Source organism: Kitasatospora sp. NPDC091276 (assembly GCF_040684355.1).
Taxonomy (GTDB): domain Bacteria; phylum Actinomycetota; class Actinomycetes; order Streptomycetales; family Streptomycetaceae; genus Kitasatospora.
In genome coordinates this window covers 326,156-345,133 of sequence record NZ_JBFBFU010000005.1, presented here as the reverse complement: position 1 = coordinate 345,133, position 18,978 = coordinate 326,156, and the positions used below count along the sequence as shown (strand labels likewise).

Below are 18,978 nucleotides of genomic sequence, written 5' to 3'. Positions count from 1 at the left end.
CGGCCGGATGGCTGAGGGCCGGAGGACTCTCTCCTCGCGCGGGCGCCCGCGCGAGGAGTAGAGGGTCTCTCAGGACGCGGTGACGTCGGCGAGGGCGCGGAAGAGCAGGGCGGTGGAGGTGGCGCCCGGGTCCTGGTGGCCGATGCTGCGCTCGCCGAGGTAGGAGGCGCGGCCCTTGCGGGCCTGGAGGGGGACGGTGTCGCGGGCGCCCTGGTCGGCGGCGTCGGCGGCCGCCGACGCCGCCTCGGGGAGGGCGGCCCCGGCGCCGGCCGCGGCGCGGAAGGCGGCGACGGCCGGGGTGTAGGCGTCGACGATGGTCTTGTCCCCGGGCACGGCCTTGCCGAGGGCGCGGACGGCGTCCAGGCCGGCCGCCAGTGCCTCGGCGACGGCGGCCGGGCCGACGGGGTCGGCGGAGCCGGGCGGGGCGGGATCGGGCAGGGCGGCGCCGATGGCGCGGAAGGCCTTGCCGTAGAGCGGGCCGGAGGCGCCGCCGACCTTGGAGATCAGCGTGCTGCCCACCTTGGTGAGCACGGCGCCCGGGCCGGCCGGCTGGAGGCCGTCGAGGGCTGCCAGGGCGGCGGAGAAGCCGCGCCGGAGGTTGCTGCCGTGGTCGCCGTCGCCGATCGCCGAGTCCAGCTCGGTGAGCCGGTCCTGCTCCTTCTCGACGGCCGCGGCGATCGCGCGGACCCAGGCCTCGGCGAGGGGGGTGTCGAATTCCATGACGTCTCCCGGCTCAGGCCCGCTTGAGGGCGGGGGTGTCGACGGGCGCGTCCCACAGCTCCAGCAGCTGCGGGTCGACCTTGGTGAGGGTGAGCGAGAAGCCCGCCATGTCCAGGCTGGTGACGTAGTTGCCGACCAGGCTGCGGGCCACCGTGATGCCGCGCTCGGCGAGCCGGGCGGCGACCTCGCCGTAGGCGATGTACAGCTCCAGCAGGGGGGTCGCGCCGAGGCCGTTGAGCAGGGCGATCACCTCGTCACCCGGGGCCAGGTGGTGGTCGGCGAGGACGGTGTCGACCACCTCGGCGGCCAGCGCGCGGGCCGGGCGCAGCTTCTCGCGGCGGCGGCCGGGCTCGCCGTGGATGCCGACGCCAACCTCGATCTCGTCCTCGGGCAGGTCGAAGCCGGGCTTGCCGGCGGCCGGGGTGGTGGCCGCGGTGAGTGCGATGGCGAAGGAGCGGGAGGCGGCGTTGACCCGCTCGCCCAGGGCGGCCACCTCGTCGAGCGGGGCGCCGCGTTCGGCCAGCGCCCCGGTGGCCTTCTCGACCAGGACGGTCGCCCCGGTGCCGCGGCGGCCGGCCGTCCAGGTGGAGTCCTCGACCGCGACGTCGTCATCGATCAGGACGGTGCGGACCGCCAGGCCCTCCTCGGCGGCGAGTTCGGCGGCGAGCTCGAAGTTCATCACGTCGCCGGTGTAGTTCTTCACGATGAAGACGACGCCGGCGCCGCTCTCCACGGCCTTGGCGGCGGCCAGCATCTGGTCCGGTACCGGGGAGGTGAAGACCTCGCCGGGACAGGCGGCGTCCAGCATGCCGGGGCCGACGAAGCCGCCGTGCAGCGGTTCGTGGCCGGAGCCGCCGCCGGAGATCACCGCGACCTTGGGCCCGGCCGGGCGGGTGGCCCGGGTGATCACCCGGTTGGGGATGTCCACCGTCAGCTCGGGGTGGGCGGCGGCCACTCCGGCCAACGCGTCCTCCAGGACGCTCTCCGGGGTGTTGATCAGCTTCTTCAACGCTCTTCGCTCCCTTGTGCGGGTCGTCGGCCGTGGACGCTGCTGCCCCGACGCTACGCCAGACGGGGGCGGCGGGCACGGGGTGCGACACGCGGGATTCGAGTCACTCTCCCGGAGTAGCGGCGTCGGCCGCGGGGTCGGTCGTAGGGTCGGTCGCATGAGCGAACACGTGGGTATCGTCCTGGTCTCGCACAGCGCCCGACTGGCCGCCGGGCTGCGCGAGCTGCTCTCCGAACTCGCCTCGGGCGGCGTGCGGGTGGTGTGCGCGGCGGGGACGGAGGACGGCGGGCTCGGCACCAGCTACGACCTGATCGCGCGGGCCGTCGCCGAGGCGGACGGCGGGGCGGGCGTGGTCGTGCTGCCGGACCTCGGCAGCTCGGTGCTCACCGCCGTCACGGTGCTGGAGGACGAGCCGCGCCCGGGCGTGCGGCTGGTGGACGCGCCGTTCGTGGAGGGCGCGGTGGCGGCCGCCGTCACCGCCTCGACCGGGGCGGCGCTGGCGGAGGTGGTCGCGGCGGCCGAGGAGGCCCGCTCGTTCCGGAAGCTGTGAGGCCGCAGCTGTGAGGCCGTCGTGGTGAAGCCGTCGTGGTGTGGCCGCGGTCGTGAAGGCCGCAGCGGTGATGCCGCGGCCGTGACGCCAGGGCGGCTACTTGGCGTCGGCGTAGCAGTCCACCACCGCCGTGGTGAGCGGGAAGCGGACCGGGGTGTCGCCGAACACCAGGCGGCGGGCCTCGTCGGCCGCCTCGGCGACCGCGGCGGCCACCTCGTCGGCGAGGTTGGCCGGGGTGTGCACGATCACCTCGTCGTGCTGGAAGAACACCAGGTGCGGGCGCTCCGCCGGGCCGGCCACCGGAAGCTCGCCCAGCCGGCGGCGCAGGGCGGCGAGCAGGGCGAGCGCCCAGTCGGCGGCGCTGGCCTGGATGACGAAGTTGCGGGTGAAGCGGCCGCGGGCGCGGGCCTGCCGGCCGCCGGCCTCGCCGGCCGTGTCGGGGGACTCGGTGAGGTCGAGGAACTCGGCGGAGGCGGGCGGGCAGACCCGGCCCAGCCGGGAGGCGACCACCCCGCCGTCCTCGCCGGTGCGGGCGGCGGCCTCGACGTAGCCCATCGCGGCGGGGTAGCGGTGGCGCAGGGTGTTCAGCAGCGGGCCGATGTCGCCGCTGGTCTGCCCGTACATGGCGCCGAGCAGGCCGAGCTTGGCCTTGTCGCGGTCGCCCTGGAAGGCGTTGGCGGCCAGCGCCTCGTACAGGTCGCCGCCGGCGGCGGTGCGGGCCAGCCCGGCGTCCTGGGAGAGGGCGGCGAGCACCCGGGGCTCCAGTTGGGCGGCGTCGGCGACGACCAGCAGCCAGCCCGGGTCGGCGACGACGGCGCGGCGCAGGATGCGCGGGATCTGCAGCGCGCCGCCGCCGCGGCTGGCCCAGCGCCCGGAGACCACGCCGCCGACCACGTACTCGGGCCGGAACCGGCCGCCGCGGGCCCAGGCGTCCTGCCAGGCCCAGCCGTGCGCGGCATGGATGCGGGACAGCTCCTTGTAACGGATCAGCAGCGCGGCGGCCGGGTGGGTGACGCCCTTGAGCTCCCAGGAGCGGGTGGAGCCGAGCTGGATGCCGTTCTCGGCGAAGGCGCGCAGCACCTGGGTGTGCGAGTCGGGGTTGAACGGGCGCCCGCCGAGGGCCTGTTGGAGTTCGGCGGCGAGGTCGGCGAGCAGTCTCGGCTGGGCGCCGGGGACGGTCGGGCGGGGGCCGAGGAGTTCGGTGAGCAGCTGGTCGTGGACGTCGGCGCGCCAGGGCAGCCCGTCGTGCGCCATCTCGGCGGCGACCAGCGCGCCGGCGGACTCGGCGGCGACCAGCAGCCGGAACCGGTGCCGGGCGGCAGGGTCGGCGATCGCGGCGATCCGGCGCTGCTGCTCGGCGTGGACGGCGACGACGGCGGTCAGCGGGTCCGCGCCGGGCGGCAGTTGCAGCCGGTCGGGCGCGAACAGGGTGTCCTGCCCGTCGTCGGCCTCGGCGGAGCCGGGCTCGGGCAGGTCGTCCGGGACGGGCAGGCCGCGCAGCCGGGACCAGGCGGCGCCGAGCGAGCGCGGCGCGCCGAACCGGCCCTCGTGCGCCAGCAGCAGGGCCTCGACCAGGCGCAGGTCGTGGCAGCGGGCGAGCCGGTCGGGCAGCCGGGGCAGCAGCGGCGCGTAGGCGCTGTCGGTGGCGGCCCACACCCAGCGGGGCCCCGGCGCACCGCTTCCGGCGGCCTCCCGGGCGGCGACGGCGGCGGCGAGGTCGGGGACCTTCTCGGGCGGGCCGAGCGGGGTGCCGGCGTCGTCGAGCGGCTGGAGCCGGCCGCCGGGGCCGTGCGGGTCGGGGGCGAGGGCCGTCCTGGGTGCCACGGGGGCGTCTCCTCTCCGGCGCGCTGTTCTGGCGTGCGGGTACGGGCACGGGTGTGCGGTCGTTCGGGTGTCCGGGCTCGACGTTAACGGGTGGGTACGACAACGGGGGCGGGGGCGCATAGGCAGGGTGGGTGACACGGCGTAGGGTCGGCGAAATGACCGAGAACCCGTTCTTCAAGCCCAGCCCCCTGGTCTACGAACTGCCGCCCTTCGCCGAGATCCGGCCGGAGCACTTCCTGCCCGCGTACGAGCGCGGGATGGCGGAGCAGCTGGCCGAGATCGCGGCGATCACCGCGGATCCGCGGCCGCCGACGCCGGACAACACCCTGGTCGCCCTGGAGCGTTCCGGGGAGCTGCTGCGCCGGGTGGACGCGGTGTTCCGCAACCAGTCGGCCTCGGACACCAGCGAGCTGGTCGACGAGGTGGAGACCGCGGTGAGCCCGCTGCTGGCCGCGCACCACGACGCGATCCACCTGGACCGCGCCCTGTTCGCGCGGATCGAGGAGCTGTACGGGCGCCGCGCCGAGCTGGGTCTGGACCCGGAGTCGCTGCGGCTGCTGGAGACCCGGCACACCCGTTTCGTCCGCTCCGGCGCCCGGCTGGGTGAGGCCGAGCAGGCCCGGCTGCGCGAGCTGAACGCCGAACTCGCCGCGCTCGGCACGACGTTCCAGCAGAACGTGAACGCCGCCACCAAGGCCGCCGCGCTGGTCGTGGACGCGGCCGAGGAACTGGACGGGCTGTCCGCGGACGAGGTCGCCGCCGCTGCGGAGAACGCCCGGGTGCTCGGGTACGAGGGCCGGTTCGCGCTGTCCCTGAAGAGCACCTCCGGCCAGCCCGAACTGGCCCGGCTGACCGACCGGTCGGTGCGCGAGCGGCTGCTGGCGGCCTCGCTCGACCGGGGCCTGGCGGCCAACGGCCCGCTGGCGATCAGGATGGCCGGGCTGCGCGCCGAGCGGGCCGCGCTGCTGGGGCACCCGAGCCACGCCGCGTACGTGGTGGAGGACGAGACCGCGGGCACGGTGGAGGCGGTGTCCGGGCTGCTGGCCCGGCTGGTGGGTCCGGCGGTGGCCAATGCCCGCCGGGAGGCCGCCGAGCTGGCCAAGCTGGCGGCGGCGGACGGGATCGAGGAGATCGCCGCGCACGACTGGGCGTACTACTCGGAGAAGGTCCGGCAGAGCTCCTACCAGGTGGACGCGGCGGTGCTGCGCCCGTACTTCGAGCTGGAGCGGGTGCTCCGGGACGGCGTGTTCTTCGCGGCGGGGCTGGCGTACGGGCTGACCTTCACCGAGCGGCCCGACCTGACGGCCCACCACCCGGACGCGCGGGTCTTCGAGGTGTTCGAGGAGGACGGCGGTTCGCTGGGCCTGTTCATCGGCGACTTCCACGCCCGGGCGTCCAAGCGCGGCGGTGCCTGGATGGACGAGCTGGTGAGCCAGTCGGGGCTGACCGGTCGGCGGCCGGTGGTGCTCAACAACCTGAACATCGCCCGCCCGGCGCCGGGCGAGCCGGTGCTGCTGGCCTGGGACGAGGTGCGCACGCTCTTCCACGAGTTCGGGCACGCGCTGCACGGGCTGTTCTCGGACGTGCGGTACCCGCTGTTCGCGGGCACCTCGGTGCCCCGGGACTTCGTCGAGTTCCCCTCGCAGGTCAACGAGATGTGGATGGTCCGGCCGGAGGTGCTGGCCAACTACGCGCGCCACCACGTGACCGGGGAGCCGCTGCCGGCCGATCTGGTCGAGCGGATGGTGGCGGCCGAGGGCTTCGGGGAGGGCTTCCGGACGGTGGAGTACCTCGCGGCGACGCTGCTGGACTGGGCCTGGCACACCGTGCCGCAGGGCCGGGAGATCGCGGACGCCGAGGAGTTCGAGGCACGGGCGCTGGCGGAGGCCGGGATCGCGGTGCCGGCGATCCCGCCGCGCTACCGGACGGCGTACTTCCAGCACGTCTTCGCCAGCGGCTACAGCGCCGGGTACTACGCGTACATCTGGTCGGAGGTGCTGGACGCCGACACCGTGCAGTGGTTCGAGGGCAACGGGCGCGCGGTGCGGGAGAGCGGCGAACTGTTCCGGCGCGAGCTGCTGGCGCGCGGCTACGGCCGGGACCCGCTGGAGTCCTTCCGCGCGGTGGTCGGCCGGGCGCCGGAGACCGGTCCGCTGCTGGCGCGGCGGGGCCTGCTCTAGCCGCCTCCCGGGCGGCCCCGGCGGCGGTCAGCGCGGTGTGACCGTGACCGTCACCGGGGTGCCCGGGCGGGCGTGCGGGAGGCGGATCCGGACGGTGCCGGCCCGCCCGCCGGCCGGCTGCTCGACGTCGACGCGGGCGGCGGCGGGGGTGGCGGTGACCTCGGCGCCGTGCGGGAACGCCGCCGGGGGCAGGACGAGTTCGCTGCCGTGCCGGGTGCCGTCGGCGCTCCAGCGGACGGTGGCGGCGTCGGTGCGCACGTCCGTCCCGGCGACGGCCGCCGGGTACGGGCCGAAGGCGGGCTCGTCGCCGGGGGCGGGGCGCCCGGCCGGGTCGAGCGCGCAGTAGCCGCCGGTGCCGCGGCACCAGTACCACATGGTCCAGCCCTCGGCGAAGCCGTCCATCGCGGCGATCTGCCGGCGGACCAGCAGGGTGTTGCCCGGCCTGCGGGAGTCGGGCGGGCCCCATTCGCCGACCAGGACGGGCAGGCGGTGGGCGGCGGGGTAGGCGGTGACGGCGGCGGTGTAGCGCTCGACGAAGCCGTCGGCCGGGTCCCAGTCGGCGCCGTTCTCGACCGCGGTGTCGTAGAAGTGCGGTGCGTAGCCGAGCCGGGGCGGGCCGGGGCGCGGGTCGTCGAAGCCGGGCAGCCGGGTGGGCACGCCCTGGCCGACCAGGACGGTGGGTTCGACGAGCAGCCAGGCGCGATGGTCGACCCGGCGCACGGCGGCGATCAGGCGGCGGTACATGTCGGCGAGCCGGCCCTGTTCGAGGGCGGCGGAGGCGGCGGCGAGCACGGCCGGGTCGCTCGGGTCGCCGTCCACCGGGCCGAACGGCTCGTTGAACAGGTCGTAGCCCAGCAGCGAGCGGTGGCCGCGCAGTTCGAGGGCGAGCCGGGTGTAGAAGTCGGCCTGCCAGGCGCGCAGGTCGGGGTCGTCGTAGAGGTGGCGGAAGGCGGCCTGGACGGCGGGCTGGAAGTAGCCGGCGAACCAGTCGTTCGGGTCGGGGGTGAACGGCAGGCCGTCGTCCCGGGTGGCCCAGGGCGGGATGCCGCGGTCGCCGCCGCCGAACGCCGGCCCGTAGACGTCCTGGTGCAGGTCGACCAGGGCGAGCAGGCCGTACCGGTCGGCCCAGCCGAGGAGTTGGCGCAGCCGGTGCAGTTCGGCCGGGTCGAGGCGGCCGCGGACGGGCTCCAGCCTGTTCCAGGAGACCGCCACCCGGATCAGGGTGAAGCCCTGTGCGGCCAGGGACTTGAGGTCGGCCTCGGTGGTCTCGGCGTACTTGTCGAGGTTGAAGCCGCGCAGTTGGAGGCGGCGGCCCTGGGCGTCGGTGAAGGCGGTGCGGCCGTCGGGGCCGGTGGCCGTCGCGGTGGGGAACCGCGCGGGCGGGCCGGTGTGCGCGGCGGCGGGGGTGGCGGGGGCCGCGGTGAGGGCCGTGGTGGCGGCGAGCAGCAGGGCGGCGGCGGTGCGGCGCAGGCGCATCGGGACCTCGTACGGCGCGGGGGTGGGGGCCCGATGATGCCCGCGGTGCCGCGTGTCGCACAAGGGCCTCGCGCGGAAGGGGAGTTCAGTCGGCGTCCGGGGTCGGGGCCGGGGTCGGGGCCGGGGTGGCGGGGGTGGGCAGGTCCGCGGCGGCGGCCAGGCGGCCCCAGAGCAGGTCGGCGAGCGCCTGCACCATGCGGGTGCGCGAGCAGGGTCTGGTCTCCAGCCACCAGTCGCCGGCCGCCAGCACCATGCCGGTGATGCCCCGGCCCCAGGCCTCGGCGAGCAGCTCGCGGTCCGCGCCGAGGTCGACCTGGCTCTGCACGGCCCGGGTGATCTCCGCGGCGATCTGGCGCAGCGCGGGGGCGAGCGCGGTGCCGGCGCCGCTCGGGTCGCCCGGTTCGGGGTGGGTGAGCAGCCGGTAGACCTGCGGGCGGGCCTCGATCCCGGCCAGGTAGGTGTCCAGGACGTGTTCGACCCGGTCGCGGCGCTCCAGCGGTGCGGCGAGGGCGGCCCGGACGGCGGCCAGCAGGCCGCCGGTGTGGCGCTCGGTGAGGGCTGTGATCAGGCCGTTCCGGTCGCCGAAGTGGCGGTAGAGGATCGGTTTGGTGATGCCGGCCTCGGCGGCGATGGCGTTCATGCTGGCGGTCGGGCCGTCCCGCTGGATGACCCGGTCGGCGGCGTTGAGCAGCTGCTCGCGGCGGGGCTCTCGGGACATGTGCTGCTCCTCGGGGTCGGGGTCTGACCGGGCGTTGACACCAGTTACCAATCAGTAGCAGACTCCGACGATGTTACCCGAGGTAACCCCCCTGGTCGGCCGTACCCCTTCTTCGGAGGCAAGCACCATGAGCAGCACGTTCTCGCTGGACCCGGGCGCGGACCAGCTCGCCGTACGCGACTGGCTGCACGGCTTCGCCGCCGACGTCGTCCGCCCCGCCGCGGCCGAGTGGGACGAGCGCGAGGAGACCCCCTGGCCGATCATCCAGGAGGCCGCCAAGCTGGGCATCTACTCGCTGGACTTCTACGCCCAGCAGTACTTCGACCCCTCCGGCGTCGGCATCCCGATCGCCATGGAGGAGCTGTTCTGGGGCGACGCGGGCATCGGGCTGTCCATCGTCGGCACCACGCTGGCCGCCGTCGCGGTGCTCGCCAACGGCACCGACGAGCAGATCGGCACCTGGACCCCGCAGATGTTCGGCACCCCGGACGACCTCAAGGTGGCCGCGTTCTGCTCCTCCGAGCCCGACGCCGGCTCCGACGTCTCCGCGCTGCGCACCCGGGCGGTGTACGACGGGGCCAAGGACGAGTGGGTGCTCAACGGCACCAAGACCTGGGCCACCAACGGCGGGATCGCCGCCGTCCACGTCGTCGTCGCCACCGTCGACCCGGAGCTGGGGGCGAAGGGCCAGGCCTCCTTCGTCGTCCCGCCGGGCACCCCCGGACTGAGCCAGGGCCAGAAGTTCAAGAAGCACGGCATCCGCGCCTCGCACACCGCCGAGGTGGTGCTGGACGACGTCCGGGTGCCCGGCAGCTGCCTGCTCGGCGGCAAGGAGAAGCTGGACGAGCGGCTGGCCCGGGCCCGCGAGGGGGTCAAGCGCCCGGGGGGCAGGGGCAACGCGGCGATGGCCACCTTCGAGGCCTCCCGGCCGGCCGTCGGCGCGCAGGCGATCGGCATCGCCCGGGCCGCGTACGAGGTGGCGCTGGACTACGCGAGGACCCGCGAGCAGTTCGGCCGCCCGATCATCGACAACCAGGGCGTGGCCTTCCAGCTCGCCGACATGAAGACCCGGATCGACGCCTCCCGCCTGCTGGTGTGGCGGGCCTCCTGGATGGCGGCCAACAACCAGCCGTTCACCGCGGCCGAGGGCTCGATGTCCAAGCTGTACGCGGGCGAGACGGCCAAGTGGGTCACCGCGCAGGCGATGCAGATCCTCGGCGGCAACGGCTTCACCCGGGAGTACCCGGTGGAGCGGATGCACCGGGACAGCGCGATCTACTCGATCTTCGAGGGGACCAGCGAGATCCAGCGGCTGGTGATCGCGCGGGCGATCTCGGGGATGCCGATCCGCTGAGCCCGCTGGGTCCGTCGAGCCTGCTGGGCCCGCTGGGCTACCGGGCTGTCGGGCCGGCGGCCCGTCGGGCTACCGGGCCGCCCAGAAGGCGAGTCCGGCGGTGAGCGCGCCCACCGCCGCGCCGACGATGGTCTGCGCGGTGGTGTGGTCCCGCAGCACCACCCGGGACCAGCCGATCGCCGCGACCAGCGGGGCGAGCAGCAGCCACAGCGGGCCGAGCGCGATCCCGAGGCAGACCACCGCGCCGGCGGCGACGGCGGTGTGCACGGAGACCTTCCACCAGACGGTGATCACCAGGATCGGGACCAGCGAGGCGAACATCGCCAGCACCATCGCGGTCAGGTCGGCCGGGGCGTCCAGCCAGAGCATCACGGCGAAGCTGGTCGCGACCGAGCCCATGATGAACGGGATGACGGTCAGCCGGCGCTGCCGATGGCCGACGTGGCGGTCCTCCAGGGTGCCCTTGCGGATGCCGCGCTGGATGAACATGGTCGGGATGACGGCCGCGAACAGGGCCGCGAAGGCCGCCCAGCCGAGGCCCGTCCAGCCGTAGCGGATGACGCCCATCAGCGGGAGCATCGCGATGATGACGTTCTTCGGCTCGACGCCGTCGGTGACCCGGCGGGCCCAGATCGTCCGGCTGGTGGGGGCGGTCGTGGCCTCGGTGGTCATCGGGGTGTGTGCTCCGGGTGCGCAAAGGGGTCGGCGTGAAGGGGCGGTGCGAGGGATCGGCGTGACGGGTCGGCGTGACGGGGGCGTCAGGGCGGGGGTGTCGGGACGGCCCGGCACCGATCGGATGATCGTACGCGAGCCCGTCCTCGCGGCCGGTGCCCGGACCCGGGGCCCGGTCCCGGTCGGAGCCGACGTCCGGTCCCGGTCGGAGCCGACGTCCGGACCCGGCGCCCGGCCCCGGTCAGAACCGCCCCGGGCGGCCCTCCAGGAAAGCGGCCAGCCCCTCGGACACGTCCGAGGTCTCCCGGGAACGGCGCTCCCAGGGCGCCAGCGCCTGTGCCGCCCGCTCCGCCGGGACGGCCAGCGCGGCCTTCACCGCGCCGATGGTCTGGGCCGAGCGCCGGGTCAGCAGCCGGGCGAACTCCAGTGCCGCGGCGTCCAGTTCGGCGCCCGGCAGGACGCGCTCCGCCAGGCCCAGCGGCAGCGCGTCGCGGCCCGTCACCAACTCGCCGGAGAACAGCAGGTACTTGGCGCGGGCCGGGCCGACCAGCCGGGCCAGCCGTACGGTCGGCACCGCCGGGTAGACCACGCCGAGCTTGGCCGGGGTGATCCCCAGCCGGGCGTCCTCGGCGACGAACCGCAGGTCGCACGCGACGGCCAGCTGGCAGCCGCCGCCCACGCAGGCGCCCTGCACCACGGCGACGGTCGGGTGCGGGAAGGCCGCCAGCGCCTCCTCGGCGGCGACGTTGACCGCGTGGTAGGCGTCCGCGCGCTCCGGATCGCCGTACACCTCGGCGAGTTCGGCGATGTCCGCGCCCGCGCTGAAGGTGCCGCCGGCGCCGGTGACCAGCAGGGCGCGCACCCCCGGCCGCTCGGCGAGGCGCAGCAGCACCTTCGGTAGCGCCTGCCAGATCTCCAGGGTCACCGCGTTGCGCCGGTGCGGTCGGGCGAACTCCAGGACGGCGACGCCGTCCTCGCCGACGTACGCGTGCAGGCCCTCGGCGTGGGCTGGCAGGGTGGAGCGGTCCCGCGTGAGCAGCGGCTGGTCCATGCGCACCTCCGGGCGGTCGTGGTGCGCCCACTCTCTCAGGAGGCGACGGCGCAGTAGTCTCCGAGGCCGCCCTCGACCAGGGCGAAGGCGCGCGCGGCCCGGTCGAGGGCGCCGGGCAGGGCGGCCGCGGCGCGTTCGCCGGTCAGCATCCGGCGCTGGTTCTCGGTGGTCAGGGCCAGCCGGGCGGCGAGCAGTTGGGCGGCGGCGATCTGTGCGGTGAGCTCGTCGTGGGCCGGGTCCTGGGCGAGGAGTTCGGTGGTCAGCAGGCCCTGCGCGTGCCGGCCGAAGCCGGCGGTGGCGCGCATCGCCAGGGCCGGTGTGCGGTGGATCAGCCGGACCACGTCGAGCACGAGCGGTTCGTCGCTCAACCCGGTGGCCGGGTCGTGCTGCTCCAGCGCGGCGAGGTACTGCTCGCGCAGCGCCGCCACCGCCGAGGCGCCGGGGGCGCGTTCGCGGACCACCCGGGCCGGCTCGTCGAGGTGCTGCTCCATGGGGGCCATGACCAGGTCTTCCTTGGTGGGGAAGTAGTTGAAGACGGTCATCTTGGACACCTCGGCGGCGGCCGCGATCTCGGCCACCGAGACCTGGTCGAAGTCCCGCTCGGCGAACAGCCCGATGGCGGTGCGCCAGATCCGGATGCCGGTCTGGATCTTCTTGCGCTCGCGCAGCGGAAGGGCGTCGAGGTCGCGGTCGTCGTCGGGGCTGAAGCCGGTGTGCGTCGCCATGGTTCGACTGTACCAGGATCAAAGATCGACCAGGATGAAGATTGAGCCAAGCTTAAGAATTGACCAGGTATAAAAAAACTGCCATGGTGGGGACGTGCCGCCGGCCGCACCGGCCCGGCCCGAACTCCACCGACCCTGGGGGGACTTACCGATGGCACCCGCTGCCCTGATGACACCGGCCCAGCGCAACCTGGGCATGCTGCTCTGCCTGGTCACGATCGTGCTGGCCGTGCTCGACATGAACATCGTGTCCGCGGCCACCGTGCCGATCGTCCGGGAGCTCGACCCCGTCCACGGCGTGGACCGACTGCCCTGGCTGATCAGCTCGTTCGCTCTCGCCGCGACCGCGCTGCTGCCGCTCTACGGCAAGCTCTGCGACCTGTACGGCGCCAAGCGCGTGCTGCTCGGCGCGGTCGGCACCTTCCTGGTCGGCTCGGCGCTCTGCGGGTTCGCGCAGTCGATGGGCCAGCTGATCGCCTTCCGGGCCGTCCAGGGCATCGGCGGCGGCGGGCTGATGAGCGTCACCATGGTGGTCATCGCCCACCTCAAGGACCCGGCCGAGCGCGGCAGCGGCAAGGGCGGCGCGATGGGCGGGGTCGTCGCGGGCATCGGCATGGCGGTCGGCCCGCTGATCGGGGCGCTGTTCACCGACCACCTCAGCTGGCGCTGGATCTTCTACATCAACCTGCCGCTCGGCGTGCTCGTCCTGGTCGGCACCGCCCTGGTGATCAAGCTGCCGCCGGCGGCCGGCCGCCGCAGCCTGGACTTCCTCGGCGCGGCCCTCGCCGCCGCCTTCGCGACCGGGCTGCTGCTGGTCACCGAGTGGGGCGGCAAGGACTACGCCTGGACCTCCCCGGTGATCCTCGGGCTCGTCGCCGCCACCCTGGCCGCGCTCGGCCTCTTCGTGTGGCGCCAGGCCACCGCCGCCGAGCCGGTGCTGCCGCTGTCGCTGTTCCGGATCAGCGTGGTGCGCCTCGGCTTCGCGATCCAGGGCCTGGTCGGGATGGGCATGACCGGCTCGATCGTCTACGTGATGCTCTACCTGCAGATCGCCCGCGGCATCGACCCCACCTCGGCCAGCCTCTACCTGATCCCGATGGCGGGCGGGATGACGGCGGCCGGCCTGCTGGCCGGCCGGCTCACCGCCCGCGGCCACGCGGAGCGCACCTTCCTGGTGGCCGGCGCGGGCTGCGCGGCGATCGCCCTGCTCCTGCTCGGGCTCAGCGGTCCGACCACCGGGTTGTGGGCGGTCTGCGGCGAACTCGTCCTGCTGGGCTTCGGGATGGGCCAGCTGATCGGCCAGCTGATCACGGTGGTGCAGGAGTCCGTCCCCCGGCACCAGCTCGGCGTCGCGACCACCGGGATCCGCTTCTTCCAGACCCTCGGCAGCGCGCTCGGCGCGGCGCTCTTCGGCACCGTGCTGGCCCGGGCCTTCGCGGACGGCGAGCCCGGCCTGCCGCTCGGCGCCGTCCGGACGCTCGGCGGCGCGGCCCGCGAGCACGCGCTGCGCAGCTTCACGGACGCGGTCGACGTGGTGTTCCTGTCGGCCGGCGGTCTGCTGGTGCTGGTCCTGCTGCTCGCGCTGCGGGTGCCCAGGACGGTGGTGGCGGCGGAGCCGCCGGTGCTGGCGGCCTGAGGGTCTGAGGGGCCTGAGGGGCCTGAGGGGCCTGAGCGGCCTGAGGGGCAGGGGCCCGGGGGCGACGGAGCGGGGAGCGGCGGGGTCCGGTGGGACACGGGGGTGTCCACCGGACCCCGCCGCGTCCGGTCAGGCCCCGGGCGTCCACTCCGGGGCCAGGATCGACCAGATCTGCTTGTCGTGGCGGACCCCGTTGTGCGGGTACCACTCGCGCAGGGTGCCGTCCAGGGTCATGCCGACCCGCTCGGCGACGGCCCGGCTGCGGGCGTTGCCGGCGGAGCACCACCACTCGGCGCGGTGCAGGCCGCGGGTGGTGAAGGCGTAGTCGAGCAGCCGCCGGACGCCGGCGGTGATCAGTCCGCCGCCCTCGCCGGCGGGCTCGGTCCAGGCGCCGATCTCGCAGACGCCGCTCTGGGCGTTGAAGCTCACGAACATCACGCCGCCGACCAGCGTGCCGTCCCGCCAGACACCGTAGATCCGGCCGCTGTCGGCGGCCTGCTGGTCGGCGTAGCGCTGGAGGGTGGCGCGGGCGGAGTCGAGGTCGGTGGAGCGGGTGGCCCAGGGGATCCACGGGTCGGTGTGGGCGCGGGCGCGGTCGATGTGGGCCAGGAACTCGGCCGCCTGCCACGGCTCCAGCGGGCGCAGTTCGGCGTTCTCGGCGAGCGGTACGGCAAACATGGGCTGGCCTTTCACGGGATGCACGGTTCACGGGATGCGCGGTGTGCTGGGAACCATACATAACAAACGTTTGGTATGTACGATGACCCCCATGACACCGGCCCGTGGAGACCATGACGCCCGCCGCCTGGAAGTGTCCGAGGGCGTGTGGCGGGTGCTCTCCAGCCGCGGCTTCGAGGGGCTGACCCTGCGTGCCGTGGCCACCGAACTGGGCGCCTCCACCGGTCTGTTGACGCACTACTTCCCCAACAAGCGGGCCCTGCTGAGCCACGCGCTGGACGAGCTCGACCGGCGCTCCGGCTCCCGGCCCCGGCGCACCGCCCCCGCCGACGGCACCCCGCCGCCACCTCCCGGACTGGCCCGGCTGCGGGCCGCGCTGCTCGACGTCCTGCCGCTGGACGGGGCGGCGGTGGCCGGCAACCGGATCTGGGTCGGCTCCTGGGACGTCGCCCTGTCGGACCCCGCGCTCGCGGCCGCGCACGCGGGTCGCTACGCCCGCTCGCGCGAGGCCCTCGCGGTGCACGTCGCGGACGCCCAGCGGCTCGGGGAGCTCCCGGCCGGGGCCGACGCCGCCGCGCTCGCGACCGGCGCGCAGGCCTTCGTGCTCGGCCTGGTGGTGCAGGTGCTGTTCGCCCCGGCGGAGTTCCCGCCCGAGCGGCAGACCGCTCTGCTGGACGCCTACCTGGCCGGGCTCGCCACCGCCGGCTGACTCGCCACCGCCGGCTGAGCGGTCGGCCGGGTTCGCGATCACGGGCCGGGCGGACTGCCGGGTTCGCGACCGAGCTGTTCCCGGCCGGGTCGGTGGGGCGGATCGTCCCCGGGGCGTGATTCGCCCGGAATTTCGGTTGTCCGGGTCTTCTCCCGCATCCGGTCCGCAGTGGCGGTCATCCGGATCGGCCGGTTATCGCAGTGGCCATGACACGGATAGTCACGGGTTAGGTGCGGTGGGTACGGGGAATCGGGCGGCGGGCGGACGGGATTTCCGGGAGCCCGTGGCAGCCGGGCAATGCGGCCGCCGGCCTGGCGGCCTGCGGGAATGGCGAGGTGGTGCCCCCAGCAGGATTCGAACCTGCGACCTACCGCTTAGAAGGCGGGTGCTCTATCCGCTGAGCTATGGGGGCGGGACGGGCTGCGCCCGGGCGGGCGTGACCGTGGCCGGGTCGGGCGACGAGCGCTGGGGGCGCGCGTGTCCGGCCCCGTACCGTGAGGGTGGGGGTGGGGGTCGGTGGGCCCTCGCCCTGTCGGGGACAGGATAAGGGTGCCCAGTTCCTCGGCCGAGTGTGACGACACCGCCGTTGGTGTGTCGGTTCGGTGGAGCGGTCCGATAATCGCAGGTGAACGCCGTGAGTGCAGCGGTCTGGGAGTGTTCCGAGCCGGACGTTGTGCAGTCGTTACGGGGCTGCCGCCCCACCCGTTATGGATTCGGCACGGAGAATGTGTCGTCACCGGTGCGGGTGGGGGGCCGTATTCGGCTTCCTCCGGTCGGATGACGTGCGCGGACGGTCGGCCGGCGCTGTTCCGGGGCGTGTCGGTTGGGGGCGACGAGCAGTCGGTTTGTTGTCATGGCCGCGATGAGATGGGCGCGAAGGGGTGCCGAAAGGCCGAAATTCACCCCTGCGAGTGACGTCGGTTTTCCGGGGCATCGAGTTGTCCACAGGATTTCAGAACTTCCTGGCGGGGATTTCCCGCGAAGCACACTCTCAACGCGCGCCGGTCGATTCCGTACGGTGCATCGGCGAGAGCGGAGAGTGCGCTGTGAACGAGATGCAGGTGACGATCGTCGGCATTGTCGCGACGGAGGTGACCTACGGCGAAACGGGCAGCGGGGTGCCGATGGCCAAGTTCCGGCTCGGCTGCACCGAGCGCCGGTACGACCGGCAGCGCGAGTGCTGGGCGGACGGCGAGACGCAGTGGCTGACGGTGACGGCCTGGCGGGGGCTCGCGGTCAACCTGATCGGTTCGCTCGCCAAGGGGGATCCGGTGCTGGTGAGCGGTCGGCTGCGGCTGCGGGAGTGGGTCGACGGCGAGGTGAAGCGCACCGGGGCCGAGATCGACGCCCGATCGGTCGGACACGACCTCACCCGTGGTACCTCGGCGTTCCGTTGGGCGGCGGGGGTGCGCGGGCAGCCGCCGGGCGCTGCCGGGCCGACCGGGGCGCAGGCCGGCGGAGGGGTGGTGCCGGGGTGGATCGCCGACGCGCTGGAGGCGCGGAAGGCCTCGGCGGTGGCCTCGGCGCCGCGCCCGCCGGAGCTCCCGCCGCCGGTGCGGCCGGTGTCGGGTGGGGCGTCGGAGGCGGAGGTGGGGGAGCGGGGTCGGGTGGCCGAGGGGGATCGGGGAGGTGGCGAGCAGGCTGCGCTGATCTGACGGGTCGATGACCTTAACTGTCGACAAATATGTTGATCGAGACTGTTGTTGCTCCCGCACGCGCAATCTCGCCCGGATAACGAAAAGTCGCGGGGAGATTCTGGCTGCTCGTCAGCTTGTGTCGAAACTGAGGGGGTTGATAACGATCCAGATACGGAATCGTCCTGATTTCGCATGGGGGTTTCGGGGCCTGCGGGGCTCAATAGGATTCGTCTGGTTCATACCCGCAGCAGCGCCACAGGGGGCGCGCGCGGCACGGCAAGTCGGCGGGCTGTCCATCGGTGCGGCCCGGCCCGGAGGGATCCCAGATGTTCCAGAGGCAGGCGCGGAGTCTCCCCCGCATAACCACTGTCATGCTCACGACCAGCCTGGTGTTGGGCGGGGGCCTGTTCGCGGCCGGTGCGGCGGCCGCGGCGGACACCCCGGGTGCGGGCGTCAAGGCCGTCCTCCAGAACACGATGTTGGGCGAGAAGATCGACGTCGAGGGCAAGGGGACCGTCGACGGCGGTCTGTTCACCCTCAAGACGTCCAACGGCGAGATCCAGACCTACTGCATCGACTTCGACAACCCGGTCTACCTGGACAGTGCCGCGAAGTACCAGGAGTCGGACTGGAAGTCGAGCTCCCTCGGCGGCAAGAACAAGGTCGAGGCGGCCTCCAAGATCCGCTGGATCCTGGAGAACTCCTACCCGCAGGTCAAGGACCTGACGGCGCTCGGCAAGACCGTCGGCGTCGACGGCCTGACCGCCGAGGACGCCGCCGCGGGCACCCAGGCCGCGATCTGGAAGTTCTCGGACAACAAGAACGCCACCCCGCGCAACGCCAAGGCCAAGAAGCTGCGCGACTACCTGCTCAGCGACGCCAACAAGGGCATCGCCGCCGAGCCCAACCCCTCGTTGACCCTCAACCCGGACTCCGTCTCCGGCAAGTCCGGCAACAAGCTCGGCCCCTTCACCCTCAAGTCCAGCGCGGCCGAGGTGAAGCTCACCGTCACCGGTGACGCCGCCGACAAGGTCAAGGTGGTGGACAAGGACGGCAAGCCGGTCGGCGCCACCCTGACCGGTCCGATCAAGGACACCCAGCTGTTCCTGGACGTGCCGGCCGGCACCCCGGACGGCTCGGTCGCCCTCGCCGCCGCCGCCGACACCGTCGTGCCCAGCGGCCGGGTCTTCCTCAGCGAGGGCTACGACCCGAAGCGGCACAGCCAGAGCATGATCCTGGCCGGTTCCAGCAAGCTCAGCGTCTCCGCCGGCGCCAAGGCCACCTGGAAGCAGGGCGCGGGCGCGCTGGTCGACAGCACCGCCCAGGTCGAGTGCGAGAACAACGGCGTGCGCGTCACCGTCACCAACGGCGGTGACGAGGCCGCCACCGTCACGGTCAAGCCGGGCAAGCAGCTGACCGTCCAGCCGGGCAAGACCGAGAACGTGCTCGTCCCGGTCGCCGAGAAGGCCGCCTACGACATCAACGTCACCGGCCCGAACGGCTTCGCCAAGGAGTTCAAGGGCGTCCTGGACTGCAAGACCGGTGTGACCCCGCCGACCTCCGGCCCGTCGACCCCGGCCGCGACCGGCACCCCGAGCACCGCCCCGAGCACCGCCCCGACCGGCACCCCGAGTGGCACCCCGAGCCAGGCCGGCACCCCGTCGGCCGGTGCCAGCACCGCCGCCGGCGCGCACCCGAGCCCGGCCGCGACCAGCTCCGCCCCGGGCACCGGTGGCCTGGCCCAGACCGGTGCCAGTGACTCGACCCCGATCCTCGCCGCCGTCGCCGGTGGCCTGGTCCTGGCCGGTGGCGCCGCGGTCTTCGTCCTGCGCCGCCGTGGCCGCCACGGTCGCACCGCCGCCTGAACCGCCCCGCAGGCCCGGAGGCGCTGACCTCCTGAGGCCCGGACGGCACCCGGCCCGGCCCCCGCACCCGCTGCGGGGGCCGGGCCTTCGCCGTTCAACCCCGCGCTGCGGATACCCCCGTGGGGCACACCGGGCGTTCGGGGCTCCCGGCCGGGTGCGGCACAATGGAAGGCT

At 74.2% G+C, this 18,978-nt stretch carries 16 protein-coding genes and 1 tRNA gene; 7 read left to right on the top strand and 10 right to left on the bottom strand.

The window, feature by feature from the left end:
- Window positions 1-69: 69 nt before the first annotated feature.
- Both dhaL and dhaK read right to left on the bottom strand, forming a co-directional pair.
- Window positions 70-720 carry a dihydroxyacetone kinase subunit DhaL gene (dhaL, locus tag AB0O19_RS09140; protein WP_363588582.1) on the bottom strand — a complete coding sequence of 217 codons (651 nt, stop codon included), beginning with the start codon at window positions 718-720 and terminating at the stop codon, window positions 70-72.
- A 13-nt stretch (window positions 721-733) separates the two neighbouring features.
- Window positions 734-1,729, bottom strand: coding sequence for a dihydroxyacetone kinase subunit DhaK (gene dhaK / locus AB0O19_RS09135; RefSeq protein ID WP_363588584.1), 996 nt, complete (start codon window positions 1,727-1,729; stop codon window positions 734-736).
- A 157-nt stretch (window positions 1,730-1,886) separates the two neighbouring features.
- Here dhaK and dhaM point away from each other — a divergent pair, with 157 nt between their 5' ends.
- Window positions 1,887-2,279, top strand: coding sequence for a dihydroxyacetone kinase phosphoryl donor subunit DhaM (gene dhaM, locus AB0O19_RS09130; RefSeq protein ID WP_363618830.1), 393 nt, complete (start codon window positions 1,887-1,889; stop codon window positions 2,277-2,279).
- Window positions 2,280-2,375: 96 nt separating this feature from the next.
- Here dhaM and AB0O19_RS09125 read toward each other — a convergent pair whose 3' ends face one another.
- Window positions 2,376-4,103 carry a bifunctional 3'-5' exonuclease/DNA polymerase gene (locus tag AB0O19_RS09125; RefSeq protein ID WP_363618829.1) on the bottom strand — a complete coding sequence of 576 codons (1,728 nt, stop codon included), beginning with the start codon at window positions 4,101-4,103 and terminating at the stop codon, window positions 2,376-2,378.
- Window positions 4,104-4,258: 155 nt separating this feature from the next.
- Here AB0O19_RS09125 and AB0O19_RS09120 point away from each other — a divergent pair, with 155 nt between their 5' ends.
- On the top strand, window positions 4,259-6,283 hold the full coding sequence (locus tag AB0O19_RS09120; RefSeq protein ID WP_363618828.1) for a M3 family metallopeptidase: 2,025 nt from the start codon (window positions 4,259-4,261) through the stop codon (window positions 6,281-6,283).
- Between the two features lie 27 nt (window positions 6,284-6,310).
- On the opposite strand, the gene AB0O19_RS09115 is transcribed toward AB0O19_RS09120, so the two are convergent.
- Both AB0O19_RS09115 and AB0O19_RS09110 read right to left on the bottom strand, forming a co-directional pair.
- Window positions 6,311-7,759 carry a cellulase family glycosylhydrolase gene (locus AB0O19_RS09115; protein ID WP_363618827.1) on the bottom strand — a complete coding sequence of 483 codons (1,449 nt, stop codon included), beginning with the start codon at window positions 7,757-7,759 and terminating at the stop codon, window positions 6,311-6,313.
- Window positions 7,760-7,844: 85 nt separating this feature from the next.
- A complete protein-coding gene (locus AB0O19_RS09110) occupies window positions 7,845-8,477 on the bottom strand; it encodes a TetR/AcrR family transcriptional regulator (RefSeq protein ID WP_363618826.1) in 633 nt (210 codons plus the stop codon).
- Between the two features lie 127 nt (window positions 8,478-8,604).
- On the opposite strand from AB0O19_RS09110, the gene AB0O19_RS09105 reads away from it, so the two are divergent.
- A complete protein-coding gene (locus AB0O19_RS09105) occupies window positions 8,605-9,831 on the top strand; it encodes an acyl-CoA dehydrogenase family protein (protein ID WP_363588595.1) in 1,227 nt (408 codons plus the stop codon).
- 69 nt (window positions 9,832-9,900) lie between these two features.
- On the opposite strand, the gene AB0O19_RS09100 is transcribed toward AB0O19_RS09105, so the two are convergent.
- The 3 genes from AB0O19_RS09100 to AB0O19_RS09090 all read right to left on the bottom strand — a co-directional run bounded on the left by AB0O19_RS09100 (window position 9,901) and on the right by AB0O19_RS09090 (window position 12,279).
- Window positions 9,901-10,503: a hypothetical protein gene (locus AB0O19_RS09100; RefSeq protein ID WP_063349403.1), complete on the bottom strand. Its 603-nt coding sequence runs from the start codon at window positions 10,501-10,503 to the stop codon at window positions 9,901-9,903.
- Between the two features lie 241 nt (window positions 10,504-10,744).
- A complete protein-coding gene (locus AB0O19_RS09095) occupies window positions 10,745-11,554 on the bottom strand; it encodes an enoyl-CoA hydratase/isomerase family protein (RefSeq protein WP_363618825.1) in 810 nt (269 codons plus the stop codon).
- Window positions 11,555-11,589: 35 nt separating this feature from the next.
- On the bottom strand, window positions 11,590-12,279 hold the full coding sequence (locus AB0O19_RS09090; protein WP_363618824.1) for a TetR family transcriptional regulator: 690 nt from the start codon (window positions 12,277-12,279) through the stop codon (window positions 11,590-11,592).
- 151 nt (window positions 12,280-12,430) lie between these two features.
- Here AB0O19_RS09090 and AB0O19_RS09085 point away from each other — a divergent pair, with 151 nt between their 5' ends.
- Window positions 12,431-13,915, top strand: coding sequence for an MFS transporter (locus AB0O19_RS09085; RefSeq protein WP_363618822.1), 1,485 nt, complete (start codon window positions 12,431-12,433; stop codon window positions 13,913-13,915).
- 129 nt (window positions 13,916-14,044) lie between these two features.
- On the opposite strand, the gene AB0O19_RS09080 is transcribed toward AB0O19_RS09085, so the two are convergent.
- Window positions 14,045-14,593, bottom strand: coding sequence for a GNAT family protein (locus tag AB0O19_RS09080; RefSeq protein ID WP_363618821.1), 549 nt, complete (start codon window positions 14,591-14,593; stop codon window positions 14,045-14,047).
- Between the two features lie 91 nt (window positions 14,594-14,684).
- Here AB0O19_RS09080 and AB0O19_RS09075 point away from each other — a divergent pair, with 91 nt between their 5' ends.
- Entirely contained in the window at window positions 14,685-15,302 is a 618-nt protein-coding gene (locus AB0O19_RS09075) for a TetR/AcrR family transcriptional regulator (protein ID WP_363618820.1), read from the top strand.
- Between the two features lie 336 nt (window positions 15,303-15,638).
- On the opposite strand, the gene AB0O19_RS09070 is transcribed toward AB0O19_RS09075, so the two are convergent.
- Window positions 15,639-15,714 (bottom strand) — tRNA-Arg (locus AB0O19_RS09070).
- 643 nt (window positions 15,715-16,357) lie between these two features.
- Here AB0O19_RS09070 and AB0O19_RS09065 point away from each other — a divergent pair.
- Both AB0O19_RS09065 and AB0O19_RS09060 read left to right on the top strand, forming a co-directional pair.
- Entirely contained in the window at window positions 16,358-16,957 is a 600-nt protein-coding gene (locus tag AB0O19_RS09065) for a single-stranded DNA-binding protein (protein WP_363618847.1), read from the top strand.
- Window positions 16,958-17,310: 353 nt separating this feature from the next.
- Window positions 17,311-18,804 (top strand): Cys-Gln thioester bond-forming surface protein, encoded by a 1,494-nt coding sequence (locus AB0O19_RS09060; RefSeq protein ID WP_363618819.1) that lies wholly within the window; start codon window positions 17,311-17,313, stop codon window positions 18,802-18,804.
- Window positions 18,805-18,978: the final 174 nt, after the last annotated feature.